The sequence below is a fragment of the Vibrio sp. 1-Bac 57 genome (assembly GCF_037546855.1).
Taxonomy (GTDB): domain Bacteria; phylum Pseudomonadota; class Gammaproteobacteria; order Enterobacterales; family Psychromonadaceae; genus Psychromonas.
On the sequence record NZ_JALAAC010000040.1, the window covers coordinates 22,459 to 38,154 of the forward strand.

General features: G+C 37.8%; 12 protein-coding genes and 1 pseudogene. 6 read left to right on the plus strand and 7 right to left on the minus strand.

Features of this window, described 5'->3' with window-relative positions; translation table 11 throughout:
• The first annotated feature begins 5 nt into the window (after nucleotides 1-5).
• Both MT391_RS18195 and hemB read left to right on the plus strand, forming a co-directional pair.
• Nucleotides 6-788: a TatD family hydrolase gene (locus MT391_RS18195; protein ID WP_499499393.1), complete on the plus strand. Its 783-nt coding sequence runs from the start codon at nucleotides 6-8 to the stop codon at nucleotides 786-788.
• A gap of 84 nt (nucleotides 789-872) precedes the next feature.
• Nucleotides 873-1,886: a porphobilinogen synthase gene (gene hemB / locus MT391_RS18200; RefSeq protein ID WP_205963076.1), complete on the plus strand. Its 1,014-nt coding sequence runs from the start codon at nucleotides 873-875 to the stop codon at nucleotides 1,884-1,886.
• A gap of 540 nt (nucleotides 1,887-2,426) precedes the next feature.
• Here hemB and MT391_RS18205 read toward each other — a convergent pair.
• Nucleotides 2,427-2,903, minus strand: coding sequence for an NYN domain-containing protein (locus tag MT391_RS18205; protein ID WP_499499395.1), 477 nt, complete (start codon nucleotides 2,901-2,903; stop codon nucleotides 2,427-2,429).
• Between the two features lie 403 nt (nucleotides 2,904-3,306).
• Nucleotides 3,307-4,593: a DEAD/DEAH box helicase gene (locus MT391_RS18210; protein ID WP_499440593.1), complete on the minus strand. Its 1,287-nt coding sequence runs from the start codon at nucleotides 4,591-4,593 to the stop codon at nucleotides 3,307-3,309.
• A 197-nt stretch (nucleotides 4,594-4,790) separates the two neighbouring features.
• On the opposite strand from MT391_RS18210, the gene MT391_RS18215 reads away from it, so the two are divergent.
• Nucleotides 4,791-6,380 (plus strand): ABC-F family ATPase, encoded by a 1,590-nt coding sequence (locus MT391_RS18215; protein WP_166372283.1) that lies wholly within the window; start codon nucleotides 4,791-4,793, stop codon nucleotides 6,378-6,380.
• 801 nt (nucleotides 6,381-7,181) lie between these two features.
• Here the strand turns inward: MT391_RS18215 and MT391_RS18220 are convergent.
• A pseudogene (locus MT391_RS18220) lies at nucleotides 7,182-7,625 on the minus strand (chromate transporter); the annotation flags it as partial.
• A 140-nt stretch (nucleotides 7,626-7,765) separates the two neighbouring features.
• On the minus strand, nucleotides 7,766-8,740 hold the full coding sequence (locus MT391_RS18225) for a hypothetical protein (RefSeq protein WP_499499397.1): 975 nt from the start codon (nucleotides 8,738-8,740) through the stop codon (nucleotides 7,766-7,768).
• A gap of 286 nt (nucleotides 8,741-9,026) precedes the next feature.
• Here MT391_RS18225 and yddG point away from each other — a divergent pair, with 286 nt between their 5' ends.
• The 3 genes from yddG to MT391_RS18240 all read left to right on the plus strand — a co-directional run bounded on the left by yddG (nucleotide 9,027) and on the right by MT391_RS18240 (nucleotide 11,674).
• Nucleotides 9,027-9,938, plus strand: a complete 912-nt coding sequence (gene yddG, locus MT391_RS18230; protein WP_499499413.1) for an aromatic amino acid DMT transporter YddG — start codon at nucleotides 9,027-9,029, stop codon at nucleotides 9,936-9,938.
• Nucleotides 9,939-10,510: 572 nt separating this feature from the next.
• Nucleotides 10,511-10,930 (plus strand): MAPEG family protein, encoded by a 420-nt coding sequence (locus MT391_RS18235; RefSeq protein ID WP_499499398.1) that lies wholly within the window; start codon nucleotides 10,511-10,513, stop codon nucleotides 10,928-10,930.
• A 105-nt stretch (nucleotides 10,931-11,035) separates the two neighbouring features.
• Nucleotides 11,036-11,674, plus strand: a complete 639-nt coding sequence (locus tag MT391_RS18240) for an SDR family oxidoreductase (protein ID WP_499499400.1) — start codon at nucleotides 11,036-11,038, stop codon at nucleotides 11,672-11,674.
• A 556-nt stretch (nucleotides 11,675-12,230) separates the two neighbouring features.
• Here the strand turns inward: MT391_RS18240 and MT391_RS18245 are convergent.
• From MT391_RS18245 to MT391_RS18255, 3 genes are all read right to left on the minus strand, one after another.
• On the minus strand, nucleotides 12,231-13,457 hold the full coding sequence (locus tag MT391_RS18245; RefSeq protein WP_499499402.1) for a type II secretion system F family protein: 1,227 nt from the start codon (nucleotides 13,455-13,457) through the stop codon (nucleotides 12,231-12,233).
• A 168-nt stretch (nucleotides 13,458-13,625) separates the two neighbouring features.
• Nucleotides 13,626-15,311, minus strand: a complete 1,686-nt coding sequence (gene pilB, locus MT391_RS18250; protein ID WP_499499404.1) for a type IV-A pilus assembly ATPase PilB — start codon at nucleotides 15,309-15,311, stop codon at nucleotides 13,626-13,628.
• Nucleotides 15,312-15,317: 6 nt separating this feature from the next.
• Nucleotides 15,318-15,696: pilin (locus MT391_RS18255; RefSeq protein WP_499499406.1), on the minus strand; the 379-nt coding region annotated here is incomplete at its 5' end.

Sequence of the window (15,696 nt, forward strand, 5' to 3'; positions counted from 1 at the left end):
CCGTTATGATTGATATCGGCATTAATCTAACTAATAAGCGCTTTGACAAAGATCTAGAGTCGGTAATTAGCAACGCCAAGCAAGTAGGTGTGAAGCAACTTATTGTAACCGGCACCAATATCACAGAAAGTGAGCAAGCACTTACCTTAGCAAAGGCATACCCTGACTTTATTTATAGTACAGCAGGGATCCATCCGCATGATGCTAGCCACTTTACTGAACAAAGCTTAACACAGCTGAAAAAGTTAGCTGCGCAGCCTCAGGTGAAAGCTATTGGAGAATGTGGATTAGACTTTAACCGCAACTTTTCAACACCAGCAGAGCAAGAAAAAGCATTTGTGCAGCAACTAGAGCTAGCCGTTGAATGTCAGTTACCTGTATTCATGCATGAGCGAGATGCAAACCAGCGTTTTTTAGCATTACTAAAGCCTTATATTAATCAATTACCTAATACAGTATTACACTGTTTTACTGGTGATCAAAAAGAGCTAGAACGTTGTTTAGCACTTGATTTACATATTGGTATAACCGGTTGGATATGTGATGAGCGCAGAGGCCAACACTTGCTTGAGTTAGTGAAACTGATACCAGATAATCGGTTAATGATTGAAACAGATAGCCCCTATTTATTGCCTCGTTCAATGCGCCCTAAGCCAAAATCTAGCCGAAATGAGCCAAAATACTTACCCTATATTGCTGAGGTCATTGCGCATGCTCGTCAGCAAGAGTTACAATATTTTCTCGACAACACAGAAAAAACAACCCGCTCTTTTTTTAATTTAACTTAACTTTTCGCTTTTTATTAAGCCTCTATTTTTACGCATTATTAAGTCCTTAAAATAGATCGCTTAAAAAAGGCTACAGGAATTATTATGACCGTTTCTCAAAGCTTTCCTGCTCGTCGTTTACGCAGATTACGTAAACACGATTTTTCACGCCGTTTAGTACAAGAAAACCGTCTTACTGTAGACGATTTAATTTACCCAATGTTTGTAGTTGAAGGCACAAATCGCCGTGAAACAATTCCTTCAATGCCAGGTATAGAACGCTTATCAATTGACTTATTAGAAATTGAAGTCAAAGAACTAGCCGCATTAGGTATCCCTGCTGTTGCGCTATTTCCGGTCACTCCGAGTGAAATTAAAACAGAGATGGCTGAAGAGGCCTATAACGAGAATGGACTCGCGCAACGTGCAGTAATGCGTATTAAAGAAGCTTGCCCAGAGCTAGGAGTGATCACCGACGTTGCTTTAGACCCTTTCACCACACATGGGCAAGATGGCATTATCGATAGTGAAGGTTATGTATTAAATGACATCACCACTGAAATTTTAGTAAAACAAGCCCTTTCGCACGCCCAAGCGGGTGCTGACATTGTTGCGCCATCAGATATGATGGATGGCCGAATCGGCGCAATCCGTGAAGCGCTTGAAAATGCAGGCTTTATTAACACCCAAATCATGGCCTACAGCGCAAAATATGCATCTACTTATTATGGCCCTTTTCGAGATGCAGTAGGCAGTGCTGGTAACTTAAAAGGCGCGAACAAATTTACTTATCAAATGGATCCTGCGAACAGCGACGAAGCAATCCATGAAGTTGCCTTAGATATTCAAGAAGGGGCAGATATGGTGATGGTTAAACCAGGTATGCCATATTTAGATATTGTACGCCGCGTTAAAACTGAGTTAAAAGTACCAACATTTGCCTATCAAGTAAGTGGAGAATATGCGATGCATAAAGCAGCCATTGATAACGGTTGGTTAAAAGAAAGAGAATGTGTTTTAGAATCTTTATTATGCTTTAAACGCGCTGGAGCAAATGGTATTTTGACCTACTTTGCGAAGCAAGTAGCGCAATGGCTAAAAGAAGAAAAAAATAATTAACCTTTAAAAGCAAAAGCCATTTAACAACGAAGGCACGAAGTGAAAAGAAGATTAGGTCAAAACAGACTTTAAATTTTTATCTTTTACCTTAGTGTTCTTCGTGAAGCGCAGCGCTTCGTGGTTAATACTCTTTTTTAAAACAAAAAGCTGATTAACCACGAAGACACGAAGCAAAAAGAAGGTTAGGTCAAATCACGTTTTAAATATTGCGTTGATTTTCTCTCTATTTTCATGAAGCGTGCTTAATGGTTATTATCATTTTTAAAATCAAAAGCTTATTAACCAAAAAAACATGGGTAACAAAAAAATATAAGATAAAAACATGCTTTAAATTTTGTCCTCTTTTACCTTCGTGCTCTTCGTGAAGCGCAGCGCTTCGTGGTTAATACTGTTTTTTAAAACCAAAAGCTGATTAACCGCGAAGACACGAAGCAAAAAGAAGGTTAGGTCAAAAGAAGTTATATATTGCGTTGATTTTCTCTCTATTTTTCATGAAGCGTGCTCTGTGGTTAAAACTGGTTTTTTAAAAGCAAAAACTGATTAAGGTAATAACAGGTCTTTTTCAATAGGATGAAATACGGTACACGCATCTATTAATGCTTTAGCTGTTAACTTTGGCACACCGTAAGCTTCTGCTGTGACTTGATAGACATCTTTTACTTTATCCAGCAAAATAGCAAAATCGCCATCACCCGTTAATAAAATGATCGTATCAACGGAAGCAGCAACTTCCATCACATCAATAGTAATACCCACATCCCAATCACCTTTAGCAGAGCCATCGCTGCGTTGTATATAAGGTTTAAGCTTAACTTGAAAACCTATATGCTTTAACACCTCTTGAAACTTTTGTTGTTGGTTGTCTCCGCGGTCAATGGCATAAGCCAATGCACACACAATCTCACCTTGCTGTGAAATCTGCTGCCATAATTTACGGTAATTAAATTGTTTGCCATAAGCTTGGCGAGTAGTGTAGTAAATGTTCTGAACATCAGCAAAAACAGCAATTTTTTTCATAACAAGTAACCTTGTGCAACCTTGGTAGGTGATCTTTGGTTGCAGTGTAGCACTTTGAATAAGTGACGTATTCGGTATTTAGACTTTTGGAGTTGAAAGTGAAAGTGCTGGAAAGTCGATGGCTGAAATCAACAATATCAATTGGCTACGCTAAAATTTTGTTAAATGTGGCGACATCCATCCCCACCGTTGAGCTTTCCAAAAAGATGGTCGCCGACAGGGCGAAAACACTGCATGCAATAATCAAGATAATCCGACGAGCGCAGACGAGTTAACTGCCCTGTATAACCAGACAAACAGTAGATACAAAAAAGCCCCTATTATCATTCCAGTAATCACGTACTGAACAAATAATAAGGGCTTAAATCACGCTAAATTTTTGCGTAATTAAAAATCTAACCTTCTAACCGCCTACAAAATTATTTCTTGGACCGTTTTGTTTCTTAGCACTACCCGTTCTTGCGCCTGAACGAACACCATCTTTATGCGGAACTTTTGGCGCTTTAGGCTTCTTGATTTGCTTCTCGTGTGTACCCAATACAGAAGGCTGTAATGGTTCACCAGGTTCAAAACCTGCAAATACTTTGCGAGGAATAACCTTTTTAATAAGACGTTCAATATCTTTTAATAACTTGAACTCTTCTTGGCAAACTAGTGAAACAGCTAAACCTTCATTACCAGCACGACCAGTACGACCGATACGATGCACATAATCTTCACTTACATTAGGTAAGTCGAAGTTAACTACATTGGGTAGTTGGTCTATATCGATACCACGAGCGGCAATATCTGTCGCCACTAACACTTGAATTTGGCTATCTTTAAATTGCGCTAATGCTTTAGTACGTGCACCTTGGCTTTTATTACCATGGATAGCTGCACTACGAATGCCACGAGCATCCAAGTTTTTAACCAATCGGTTTGCTCCATGTTTAGTTTTTACAAACACTAGAACTTGTCGCCATTTATTATCAAGAATTAACTGACTTAATAAGGCCGTTTTTTTAGTCTTATCAACTTCGTATAACGTCTGTTCGATTTTCTCAACCGTTGTATTACGCGGGCTAACTGAAATTTCAACAGGATTATTAACCAGACCTTTAGCTAATGAACGAATTTCATCGGAGAAAGTAGCAGAGAATAATAAGTTTTGACGTTTAGGCGGTAACGCTTTTAGGATCTTTTTAATATCGTGAATAAAGCCCATATCTAACATACGGTCAGCTTCATCTAATATTAAGACTTCTAACTGTTGAAAGCGTACTGCGTTTTGTTGATAAAGGTCTAATAAACGACCAGGCGTAGCAACCAAAATATCAATGCCACCACGTAACATTTGCATTTGCGGGTTAATTTTCACACCTCCGTACACAACCATGCTGCGTAATGGCATATTTTGACCATATTTTTGTACGCTTGCTTGCACTTGAGCCGCTAGCTCACGTGTTGGTGTTAATATTAATGCACGAACTTGATTCGGTTTAGCGCGTTCACCTTTTTCTAGCATTGCTAATAATGGCAATGTAAACCCAGCCGTTTTCCCTGTACCAGTTTGCGCAGCAGCCATGACATCTTTACCTGCTAATACGGCAGGAATAGCCTGTTCTTGGATAGGGGAAGGCGTTTCATAGCCAGCATTTTTCACTGCTTCTACTAACGACGCGGGTAAACCTAGGGAATCAAAACTCATATAAAATCTCATTAAAATACGGCATATGCCTTAAGACGCGTAGCTTACCTTAAGGAACCTTTTCACGCTATCAGTTAGTTTCAACGGCAATGCATAAAATTCATACAATTCTAACGTGATTAACCTCGCATAATATGTATAATACCCCCCTTAAAAATGCCCATAAAAGCAAGACTCCAACAATTTAGGAATAAGCCGTGTTAAGTACAAATAACATCACCATGCAATTTGGTGCAAAACCACTTTTTGAAAACATTTCTGTAAAATTTGGTACTGGAAACCGTTACGGTTTAATCGGTGCAAATGGTTGTGGTAAATCAACTTTCATGAAAATATTAACCGGTGACCTTGAGCCTAGCGCAGGTAATGTGACCAGAGATCCTAACGAACGTATTGCTAAACTACATCAAGACCAGTTTGCTTTTGAAGAGCATACAGTACTCGATACGGTATTGATGGGCCACAAAGAGATGTGGGAAGTAATGAACGAGCGTAATCGTATTTACTCATTACCTGAAATGACTGAAGCTGAAGGAATGCATGTTGGCGATTTGGAAAATCAATTCGCAGAAATGGACGGTTACACTGCCGATTCGCGTGCAGGGGAAATATTGTTAAGCGTTGGAATTCCACTTGATCAACATTATGGCCCAATGTCAGATATTGCTCCAGGTTGGAAACTACGTGTATTACTAGCACAGGTGCTTTTCTCTAATCCAGATATCATGTTACTTGATGAGCCAACCAATAACTTGGACATTGATACTATTCGTTGGTTAGAAACGGAATTAAAAGCACGTCAATGTACTATGGTAATCATCTCGCATGACCGTCATTTCTTAAACTCAGTCTGTTCGCACATGGCAGATATCGATTATGGTGAACTACGTCTTTTCCCTGGTAACTACGACGAGTACATGACGGCGGCAACGCAAACTCGTGAACGTCTACTGTCTGAAAATGCGAAGAAAAAAGCACAACTATCTGAGCTACAAGACTTTGTAAGTCGTTTCTCTGCAAACGCATCAAAAGCTAAGCAAGCGACATCACGTGCAAAGCAGATGGATAAGATTGAACTAGCAGAGGTTAAAGCTTCTAGCCGTGTAAATCCTTACATCGTATTCAAACAAGAGAAAAAACTGTTCCGTAATGCATTAGAAACAGTATCGATGACAAAAAGCTTCGATGAGAATACCTTATTCAAAGACTTAAACCTGATGATTGAAGTAGGCGAACGTGTTGCTATCATTGGTCAGAATGGTGTTGGTAAAACAACGTTATTACGCACTTTAATGGGCGAAGTTGAATTATCTTCTGGTGAATACAAATGGTCTGAAAATGCACAATTAGGTTATTACGCACAGGATCATTCATCAGACTTTGAAAAAGACCAAAATCTAATGGACTGGATGGGTCAATGGATGCAAGAAGGTGATGACGAGCAAGCTGTTCGCGGAACTTTAGGACGTTTATTATTTGGTGCTAATGACATTACTAAATCTGTAAAAATAATTTCAGGTGGTGAGCAAGGCCGTATGTTATTTGGTAAGTTGATGATGAACAAACCAAATATTCTATTAATGGATGAACCAACCAATCACTTGGATATGGAATCTATTGAGTCATTAAACTTAGCCTTAGAAAACTACGAAGGTACACTATTGTTTGTCAGTCATGACCGTGAATTTGTATCTTCACTAGCAACTCGTATTATTGAAATTAAACAAGATAAAGTTATTGATTTCCATGGTACTTATGATGAATATCTAAAAAGCCAAGGTGTTTAATCAAAAAAGTTAGTGATCACTTACTTGCTTTAAGTGTTTAGCGATCTAGTCCCTTAAGACTGACTACTTTAGAATCCGATGCCCACAAGGCATCGGATTTTTTTATGCCTTTTATTTGCCGTCGAAACGCCCGCTGTAAACACAAAGGACAAAGAGTGCATAAGATTAGGTCAAAAGCTAATTAACCACGAAGGCTCGAAGTGAAAAGAAGGTTAGGTCAAAACAAGCTTTAAATTTTTCATTTTTTACCTTCGTGTTCTTCGTGAAGCGAAGCGCTTCGTGGTTAATATCGGTTTTTAAAAATAAAAGTCAATTAACCACGAAGGCACGAAGTGAAAAGAACGGAGAAGGCTAGATAAAAACATGCTTTAAATTTTTTATCTTTTACCTTCGTGCTTTTCGTGAAACGGAGCGCTTCGTGGTTAATATCGTTTTCAAAATAAAAAGCCGATTAACCACGAAGGCCCGAAGTAAAAGAAGGTTAGGTCAAAACAAAAAGCAAAATACTGTATTGCCCCCTTCCGGTTTTTCATAACGCCTAGCAATTCTTGGTTAATTTGACTTTTTTAAAACCAAAAGCCGATTAACCACGAAGCAACAAAGTAAAAAAGAAGGCTAGATAAAAACATGCTTTAAATTTTTTATCTTTTACCTTCGTGTTCTTCGTGAAGCGTAGCGCTTCGTGGTTAATATCGTTTTCAAAATAAAAAGCCGGTTAACCACGAAGGCACCTAGTAAAAGAAGGTTAGGTCAAAAAAAAGCTAAATATTGTATTGCCCCCTTCCGGTTTTTCATAACGCCTAGCCGCGTTGCTGTTAATAGGCATAAAAAAATGCGCGTATTATCTTTACAGAAATTTTTATACATCATTAAGACAGCATCAAAAACCACCACCACGGCTAATAACTTAAGACCATGTATTACTGACTGGAAAAGATGATGGCCAGCTAACTGACCCGCAGTTATCACCAGTAATAACATGATAATAATGGAAGGTAATGTAAAGCCTAGAAAAGCACAACAAGCTCCGGTTAATCCCGCTCGATGATAGCCAATAGCAAAGCCAACTTGGCTTGAACCGGGCCCGGGTAAAAACTGACTTAACGCCACAAAGTCTGCATATTGCTTTTCGCTTAACCAAGCTAAGCGTTGTACAAAGGTTTCTCTAAAGTAGCCAATATGCGCAGCTGGACCACCAAAACTGATACAGCCTAATATAAAAAAGGTTTTGAATATTTCCCACATACTTCCAGATCCAGATAAAAAGGGGCAGCAATTACTGATAATTTAAAATAGTCGAAAATACAGAGCGAATATTACAAGAGGATGACACCAAGGTAACTAGGTAAAGATTTTTTATTACAGTTTCTACACAGGTTTCCTTTTTAACCTTTTTTTAATAACAAATGTAAATACTGCAAGTCATTACTCCATAACTGTAAGAATTTACGTGATTTATCTTTATTAGTCAGGCATTTTGCAAATAGAATAATATTGGCGCCAATCAAATCACTACTTTTCTGTATTGCATATTGTTTTAGTAACGCCTGCTGAAAAGGTTTAATTGGAATGGCAAGATCCTTAGCCTCTGCAGCATTCAGCCATAAAAGTTCTTTATCAGCATGACTTATTGTTCCCCAGTACATTCGAGGTGCAAAATTTTCTAATACTTCAGCTTTAGTTAAAGACACAAACAAATTCTTTGCCCGCCACTTATGCTTATCACTGGTATAGACCCACACATCAGAGGTAGCTAAAGAGCTGTTATTTAATAAGCTCTTTAATAACTTAGGTAATGTTTGTTTAATGCTTTTTTTAGCGGCTATACTCGATGATAAATTCAAGTCAGTCACGCCTTCTAAATCATTTTCTAACTCACATTCAGCTTCAATTTTTGTGGTGGATTTTAAACTATCATTTTTGCTTTTTTTATTACGTAAAGGTACTGTATTGGCGAAAACCCGAGTGCTAAACCTGGTCGAGAAATCAATTTTAAATCCATCCTCAAACTCAACACTTTGTTGTGCCTTTTGTTGCGATTCATGTTTATTGACAGATTGAGCCTTGTCTTTATCATTTTCTGGTAAGTTTTTTTTAGGTCGGCTATTTAAAGCAGAGCAGGTTGGCAAATGATAACGGGAGCCAAAACAAGCTTGTTTACCATCTTTAGAAGCGCGTCTAAAATAGGCACTCTGTAAACATTCAGGGCAAAATAATGAATGTCGGTATAATGCTATTTTTTCAGCCGACAGTAATTTAAACTCAAAAATAGAGAAAGTAGTTTTAGTTTCATCTTCTACCCGCTGAGTATCACCTTCAACGTTGTCTTTTTTCGGCAAAATACAGATGACATCTAACATCAACTTCTCTCTATAAACGTTATAAAATAAAGCACTAACAAAAGCACAACTGTAAAACGACAATAATCACTATCTTAGCAAGATACCTTATCGATAAACTTTGCTAACGTGTATCAAATAAAGATTACCTTTAAGTCTTTGCTTTTTAAGTCATAGCTTTAAGTCAAACCACAACGATTAACAACAAGAGTAAATAAATACGTTTATGTATTGCATCCAAATGATTAAACACGATAATGTGACACTAATTCTAATCTAATGATAACGTTGGTTTTTTATGTCTTTTATTAATGAAAATAAATATACGTTTTATGGCGTTATTGCGATCCTACTTTGGAGCTCTGTCACCGCTTTGATTAGAGACTTATCAGAGTTGTTCAGCCCTATCGCAGGCGCAGCCATGATGTATAGTGTTAGTGCTATTTTTTTAATGTCCGTCATGGGTGTACCAAAAATAAAAGACTATCCGATACGTTATGTGTTAATTGGCGGCAGTTTATTTGTTACCTATGAAATCTGCTTAGCATTGTCTTTGGGTATGGCAAATAGTCGACACCAAGCAATGGAAATGTCTATTATCAATTACCTATGGCCTGCGTTGACCATATTATTGAGTGTGCTAATCAGCCCTAAAAAAGTAAACATATTAGTATACCCAAGTATTCTTATTGCATTTACTGGTGTCGGATGGTGTATTGCCGGTGACCAAGGCATCTCAATCAACACTTTAATGAATAATATTTCAGATAACCCAATAACCTACTTAATGGCTTTTTCAGCAGCCTTCATTTGGGCATTCTATTGTGTAATTACCAAAAAAATTAGCAAAGGTAAAAATGCTATTGTGCTATTTTTTGCTGCTACGGCGATAACGTTATGGGTAAAGTACTTTTTTAGTAATGAACCTAGCTTGCACTTTACACTACCATCAACGTTAACATTAATCATTTCAGGCATAGTAATAGGCACTGGTTATGCTTTATGGAATCAAGCGGTAATAGGTGGCAATATCATTTTATTAGGTACGATTTCCTATTTTACCCCCGTATTTTCTACGCTTTTTGCTTCTATTTATTTATCAATTTCTCTAACCAATTCCTTCTGGAAAGGTGTCGCTTTGGTAACGCTAGGATCATTGATCTGTTTTTTCGTGACAAGAACAAAATCTAAGCCTAACAAAGTACCGGTGAAAAGTTAAACCCGTCCATTAAGTAATAACTTAGTGATAGCTTAACTCTCTTTTATCGATAACTCGGGACGTATAAATAGTGATGTTTTGACTATTTATACGGATCCGCATTTAAGATGCAAAAATTAGCAAACCTAGATTGTAGTGGTATAGGTGAACAGATCCTAGGCGTAAAGATGAGGTTATAATGGCTTAAATCATGCCTCTATTGCTATTTATGACAGCAACGAAATTATTCGTCTCACGGCTAGCCCTATCCAAAGCAAATCTGATTCTTTAAGTCTACCAATAACGAATTAATACAGTTAATCGCTCGAAAGGTTATCATGTTAGACCTTTTCTTGATCGTCGATCTAGCAATTGAATAAGCAACTTGATTGCTAACGGCTATATGTTGATTACTATTAATAAGCCTGAATACGTATGTAAATTTTACAATCCTCCTTGTACATGTTGCCCCCTTATTATAGAAAATTTTATTTAAGTATTATATTTCAATGCATTATAACAGGCATGATAGTTGCTCTTAAATACTATTAAATACTATTAAATACTATTAAATTCATAAAAGGGAAATAAAAATGAACGATATTGCCAATTCAGGATATATAGCATTTTATTTATATTTAATGATGTTACTCATTCAGTGGATAGTAGCCACTTTTAGTAAATCTAAGCAACCCGACGCAGTTCCAGGGAAAATTGATAAAAATCTATCTCACGATAGTTTTATTTTTAGAGCGCATCGTACATTTCACAATACGTTAGAAAACAGCCCTCTATTTGCAGGGACGGTTCTCTTAGCATTTGTACTCAACGTTCAAAGTCCTATTTTTGCTATTTTAATATGGGCTTACCTTGTTGCCAGAATTGTGCATATGGTTTTGTACTATGCAATTGCAACCGAAAAAAATCCAAGCCCACGTACGTACTTCTTTTTGATTGGTGTTGTGGCAAATATAGCCATGTTAGTGATATTGGGGCTGAAACTTATCTCATAATAAGTGACAAATAATCAAAAGGTAAATAGCTGAGTGGTAGATAGCTATGTTAAAAATAACACCTAACTATATAAATCTAATCATATAAATCTAGAGGGAGATAAAATGAAACAGACATTAATTATTGGAGCAAGCGGACAAATAGGTAAGAAGCTTACCCAATTGATGCTAGATAACAATCAAGAGGTAATAGCGCTAGTGCGTGATAAAAGTAAGCTATCAGATATTCATAATGACAAACTATCAATTGTAGAAGGTGACCTGAGCAAAGATTTTGAGCATGCTTTCCAGCATTGTGAAAATGTTGTTTTTGCGGCGGGATCTGGCGGCAACACAGGTGCCGATAAAACCATACTCATTGATTTATGGGCAGCGTGCAGAGCAGCTGATTACGCCCAAAAGAATGATGTAAAACACTTTGTAATGGTCAGTTCAATAGGTGCAGACACACCATCAAAAGGATCTGAAAGCATGCAACCCTATTTAGTTGCCAAACATATGGCTGATGAACATCTAATACGTAGCGGCTTACATTATTCTATTATTCGTCCTGGGACGCTTACTAATGAGGCAGAGAAAGGTAAGTTTACTAATCAACAACCAGCGCAAAAAGAACACGCGACAATAACGCGAGATGACGTTGCTAAAGCACTTTTATTTACGATCATAAACCCACCGAAGAAAAGCACTATCACCGAGCTTTTTAACGGCAGTAAAAGTGTTGCTGAAGTATTGCCTTCATAAAATCTATATATCTATCACTGCTCACATGAATTATTTGCTCAATGGCTGACAGTAAAACAAATATAATGACATTCTGAGGGAGTAACCACACTAATACTCTCGGTCGTTATAAAATAATGCCTAAGCTATTGACCACTATAACTGAAGTTGCCCTTAACAATACCAACACCTTGTTAGGTGACTATTATTCATAGCCACAATAAATACCTGTAATGGTTCAAGATGCAAGAAAAGTAAGCAATGAGGTAAAAGACTGTAGGCATAAAAATGCAGAGCTCATTGCTTAAATCGATACTCTATATGATCAACGCTTAGCCAATCTAGAAAAACACTTCGCAAAGGACAAGGTATAGACAAAAAATAGGCAGTAAAAGCCTTAAAAACAGAATATTCAATACGTAATAAGAAATACTTAATCACATTCAACGTGACATAAAAGCCACTTACTCAAAACGCGATAATAATTTAAAATCTGCAGAGCAATCAAAAAAGCGAACTAATTTCAGACCGCTTTGTGTTGTTTAGAGTTTCCAACTTAATTGTCGCTGATCAGCTGTTAACCAATAACACTACCTAATTGGAATATAGGTAAATACATGGCGACTATAAGTCCCCCTACCACCACACCTAACACCACCATGATCATGGGCTCCAATAAACTAGTAAGGCCATCAACGGCATCATCAACTTGCTGCTCATAAATATCGGCCACCTTACTTAACATACCATCTAGATCGCCGGATTCCTCACCTATCATGACCATTTGAGAAACCATATCCGGGAATGCAGCGGTGGTTTTCATAGCAACATTAATTTGCATACCACCCATCACTTCGTTACGCATGGTATTTACAGCGGTACGGTAAACATAGTTACCCGAAGCACCGGCAGCAGAGACCAAGGCATCCACTAGGGGGATACCCGCAGCTGAAGTCGTAGATAACGTACGTGCAAAACGTGCTACTGCGGCTTTATTGAGAATCGTTTTAATAACAGGAATTTTAAGTACAAATTTATCAGTATTATTACGCACTTTTTCATTACTACGATGTGCCCTTTTAAACAAAAATACCGCTAACATACAAGCGCCAATAATGACATACCAATAGCTTTGTACAAAATCAGAAATACCTAGTACAAAGAGAGTGAATGCAGGTAATTCGGCACCAAACCCAGCAAAAATATCTTGGAATTGTGGAATAACAAATAGTAGTAGAAGCAACGTAACAACCCCAGCAACCACTAAAACAGCAATGGGATAAAACATGGCTTTTTTAATTTTTGATTTTAACGCTTCTGACTTTTCTTTATAGGTAGAAATTCGGTCGTAGATGGTATCTAAGGAACCAGACTGTTCACCGGCATCAACTAAGTCACAATATAAATCATCGAAATTTCTCGGGAATGCACGCAAAGCTTGAGAAAGTGGTGTGCCCGTGGAAACGTCATTAGCTATGGAAGTCATTAACGTTCTCAAGGAAGCCTTTTCATTACTTTTTGCTATCAGCTCTAAGCTTTGAACGAGAGGTACACCCGCACTCAACATAGTAGCAATTTGTCGAGACACAACGGCGATATCCATAGGTTGAATTTTATCACCAAAAGAAAACAGCGACTTTGCTTTCTTTTGTGTTTTCGTGACACTCACACCCTGTTTACGTAACTCAGACTTTATTTCAATCGCGCTTTCAGCTTGTAATTCACCTGATAATTTTGCCCCTTTACGGTTAATTCCCTGCCAGGTAAAGGTATGTATATCGGCCACTGTTTTTTTCTTCGCCATTAAAAATCCTTTAATAATTATTTAACTGCTATCAACGTTTTTGAGTGGAAACAACATAAACCTATTAGCACCATAAGCGACTGTTATTATTGACTTCATTTAATAAATAAAGCTTTTTTAAAAATAGGAGTGTTAATTAATGCTACCAATTAGTTTTATACTTTAACCTTAAGTGACGCGCGTGACTTCATTTAAACTGGTGACACCATTTAGCGCTTGCTTAATCGCAGATTGACGCAGGGTATGCATCCCTTCATCAACGGCGGCATCGGCTATTTGCATGGCATTACCATCATTTAAAATAATGCGTCCCAATTCCTCTGACATCTCCATCACTTCATAAATACCTACACGGCCTTTATAACCATCGGTGCATTTATTACAGCCTACGGGTTTACACAAATGCTGTTTTTCAGCCAAATGCTCAGGTTTAAAACCCAATTCAACCAACTCGGGATCAGACATCTGCAACGGTGCTTTACAGTGATCGCATAAACGACGTGCTAAACGTTGGGCAATAATTAATGATACAGAAGATGCAATATTAAAAGCAGGTACGCCCATATTTAATAAACGTGTTAGGGTTTCTGCTGCTGAATTGGTATGTAAAGTTGATAAAACTAAATGCCCAGTTTGAGCGGCTTTAATACCTATTTCAGCGGTTTCCAAATCACGAATCTCACCGACCATCACAATATCGGGATCTTGACGTAAAAACGAACGCAAGGCAGAAGCAAAAGTCAGCCCTGCTTTGTTATTGATTTGTACTTGGTTGATACCAGTTAAATTAATTTCTACCGGATCTTCCGCCGTCGAAATATTACGTTCGACGGTATTTAGAATATTTAATCCCGTATAAAGCGAAACGGTTTTACCACTCCCTGTGGGGCCAGTTATCAATATCATGCCCTGTGGTTTAGATAAGGCATTCATATATTTAGCTTTTTGCTCATCCGTATAACCTAGTTTATCAATATCTAAACTGGCGGCAGACGAATCCAAAATACGCATTACAATTTTTTCCCCCCACATAGTGGGTAGCGTACTAACACGTAAATCAATATTTCGTTTATTGGAGATTTTTAATTTAATACGGCCATCTTGTGGCAAACGTCTTTCTGCAATATCTAACTTCGACATTACTTTTAAACGCGCGGAAAAACGGTTGGCTAGATTAACAGGTGGAGAAGCCACTTCATGCAAAATACCATCTACGCGAAAACGAATACGGTATTTTTTTTCATAGGGTTCAAAATGTAAATCCGATGCACCTTTTTTTACCGCGTCACCTAATATGCCATTAATGTATTTAACAATCGGCGCATCATCATCTGCTGCTTGTGCTTGGTCTAAGCGAGACTCTGTTTCATCAATTTCAATATCATCAATGCTGCCCATATCTTCTAATGAGCTAGTGCCATCGTCTAATAACGTTTCAATGGCTTCATTAAGCTTACTTTCTTCCACCAATAATGCTTCAGTGTGCATACTAAAGCTAAAGCCAAAATCCTCTAGGGCGGACACATTGGTGGGGTCTGACATGGCAATATAAAGTGTATTTTGCTGCATATACACGGGTAAGGCATGATGTTTCTCTATTAGTTTTTGGTTAATAAACTTTTCAGGAATATTATCCAGCTCTAATGCATCGCTATCTAATAGAGGAATACCATATTCAGCTTCACAAAACTCTGCTAAGGCTAAACTTGTAATAAAATTATTTTCAACCAGGTAGGAGACTAACGCTTTCTGTTCAGAAGCTGCGGAGGTACAGATTTGTTGTAGTTTATCTTGGTCAAGTAAACCACGAGCGGCCAGGCTAGAAGCCAAGCCGCTAATATTATGGATTGCCATTAGGTATTAACAAATACCAGCATTTTCACATGTACCGCTTTCAGCCCAAGCTACTGCACCATTATTTTCTGAAGCAGTTAAGATGTAAGTCTGAGAAGCTAATCCACCAGAAGCTACAGCTTGTGCTGTTATTATAGCTGCTGAAGCTGTTACACCTGTTATAGTAATTGAGCTTAAGTAAGTTGATGTCGCACCACTCACAGCTAATGTTGCAGGGATACAATTAGCGAATGAATCATCAATTTGCTTACATACTTCTAAAGCTTGCTTTGCAGAGCTGGTAGCAATTACAACCTCAGAAAATTTTGCTTTAGCAGTGTAAGTATTATAAGCAGGCAATGCTACCGCAGCTAGAATACCGATGATCGCGATTACGATTAATAGT